The 2,662-nt window shown below is 61.0% G+C and carries 1 protein-coding gene; it reads right to left on the reverse strand.

Annotation, left to right across the window (positions count from 1 at the left end; translation table 11 throughout):
* Window positions 1-2,662 (reverse strand): beta strand repeat-containing protein (locus ABDB84_RS19955; protein WP_345921539.1); only part of this gene is annotated, 2,662 nt, incomplete at both ends.

The raw sequence follows: 2,662 nt of genomic DNA on the forward strand, positions 1-2,662 counted from the left end.
TCAGCGTGTAGCTTTCGGTCGATTCGATGATGGAATCGTCGGTCGTCGGCACGCTCACGGTGAAGCTGGAGACATTGGCCGGGACGGTGACGAAGCCATTGGCGTAGGTCACGTTGTTGCTGAAGCTCGGCGTGGTCGTGTAGTCCGAACCTGCCGTGGCGCTGACATCAGCCAGGCTCAGTGCAAACGTCGAGGCGCTGGCAGAAGGATTGGTCAAGGTCACGGTGTGGACGATGGCCGTACCTTCAACCGCCGAAGCGCTGCTGACTGCAGAAATGCCCAGGCTGTCATTGTCGAGGATCGAGCCTGTACCAGCCTTGCCGCCCACGGTGAGGGTGTAGGTTTCCGTCGATTCAACCAGCGTGTCATCGGTGGTCGGCACACTGACGGTGAAGCTGGAGACATTGACCGGGACGGTGACGATACCGTTGGCGTAGGTCACGCCATTGCTGAAGCTCGGCGTGGTCGTGTAGTCCGAACCTGCCGTCGCGCTGACATCCGCCAGGCTCAGCGCGAAGGTGGTGCTGCCGGCGGTCGAGTAGCTGTTGAGGGTGACGGTATGAACAATGGCCGTGCCTTCAACAGCGGAGGCGCTGCTCACCGAGGAGACGCTCAGGGTGTCGTTGTCGAGGATGCTGCCGGTGCCGACCTTGCCACCGACACTCAGCGTGTAGGTCTCGGTCGATTCGATGATGGAGTCATCCGTGGTCGGAACACTGACGGTGAAGCTGGAGACATTGGCCGGAACGGTGACGAAGCCATTGGCGTAGGTCACGTTGTTGCTGAAGCTCGGCGTGGTCGCGTAGTCCGAACCAGCCGTGGCGGTGACATCGGCCAGGCTCAGCGCGAAGGTGGTGCTGCCTGCAGTCGAGTAGCTGTTGAGGGTGACGGTGTGGATCACTGCCGTGCCTTCAACAGCGGAGGCGCTGCTCACCGAGGAGACGCTCAGGGTGTCGTTGTCGAGGATGCTGCCGGTGCCGATCTTGCCACCCACACTCAGTGTGTAGGTTTCGGTCGACTCGATGATGGAATCATCAATGGTCGGCACGCTTACGGTGAAGCTGGAGACATTGACCGGGACGGTGACGAAGCCATTGGCGTAAGTCACGCCATCGCTGAAGCTCGGGGTGGTCGTGTAGTCCGAGCCTGCGGCGGCACTGACATCCGTCAGGCTCAGTGCGAAGGTGGTGCTGCCAGCGGTCGAGTAGCTGTTGAGGGTGACGGTGTGGATCACAGCCGTACCTTCCACTGCAGATGCGCTGCTGACCGAGGAGACGCTCAGGGTGTCGTTGTCGAGGATGCTGCCGGTGCCGAGCTTGCCGCCAACGTTCAGCGTGTAGGTTTCGGTCGACTCGATGATGGAATCGTCGGTCGTTGGCACGCTGACGGTGAAGCTGGAGACATTGACCGGGACAGTGACGAAGCCATTGGCGTAAGTCACACCATCGCTGAAGCTCGGCGTCGTGCTGTAGTCCGAATTTGCTGTGGCCGTGCCGTTGGCTAGGCTCAGGACGAATGTCGAGGCGCTGGCTGACGGATTGCTCAAGGTCACCGTGTGGACAATCGCGGTTCCTTCGATAGCCGAAGCGCTGCTTACGCTTGCAATGCCCAGCGTGTCGTTGTCGAGGATGGAGCCTGTCCCCAGCTTGCCACCGACGCTCAGCGTGTAGGTTTCGGTCGACTCAACCAAGGTGTCGTCAGTCGTCGGCACACTGACGGTGAAGCTGGAGACATTGACCGGGACGGTGACGAAGCCATTGGCGTAAGTCACACCATCGCTGAAGCTCGGCGTCGTGCTGTAGTCCGAACCTGCCGTGGCGCTGACATCCGTCAGGCTCAGCGCGAAGGTGCTGCTGCCTGCGGTCGAGTAGCTGTTGAGGGTGACGGTGTGAAGCACCGCCGTGCCTTCAATCACAGTTCCATCGCTGACCGAGGAGACACTCAGGGTGTCGTTGTCGAGGATGCTGCCGGTGCCGAGCTTGCCACCAACGTTCAGCGTGTAGGTTTCGGTCGACTCGATGATGGAATCGTCGGTCGTCGGCACGCTCACGGTGAAGCTGGAGACATTGACCGGGACGGTGACGAAGCCATTGGCGTAAGTCACACCATCGCTGAAGCTCGGCGTCGTGCTGTAGTCCGAACCTGCCGTAGCGCTTACTGCAGCCAGGCTCAGCGCGAAGGTGGTGCTGCCTGCAGTCGAGTAGCTGTTGAGGGTGACGGTGTGGATCACAGCCGTACCTTCCACTGCAGATGCGCTGCTGACCGAGGAGACGCTCAGGGTGTCGTTGTCGAGGATGCTGCCGGTGCCGAGCTTGCCGCCAACGTTCAGCGTGTAGGTTTCGGTCGACTCGATGATGGAATCGTCGGTCGTCGGCACGCTCACGGTGAAGCTGGAGACATTGACCGGGACAGTGACGAAGCCATTGGCGTAGGTCACGTTGTTGCTGAAGCTTGGTGTCGTGCTGTAGTCCGAACCTGCCGTAGCGCTGACATCGGCCAGGCTCAGCGCGAAGGTGGTGCTGCCAGCGGTCGAGTAGCTGTTGAGGGTGACGGTGTGGATCACTGCCGTGCCTTCAACAGCGGAGGCGCTGCTGACCGAGGAGACGCTCAGGGTGTCGTTGTCGAGGATGCTGCCGGTACCGACCTTGCCACCGACACTCAG

The sequence above is a fragment of the Uliginosibacterium sediminicola genome (assembly GCF_039631295.1).
Lineage (GTDB): Bacteria > Pseudomonadota > Gammaproteobacteria > Burkholderiales > Rhodocyclaceae > Viridibacterium > Viridibacterium sediminicola.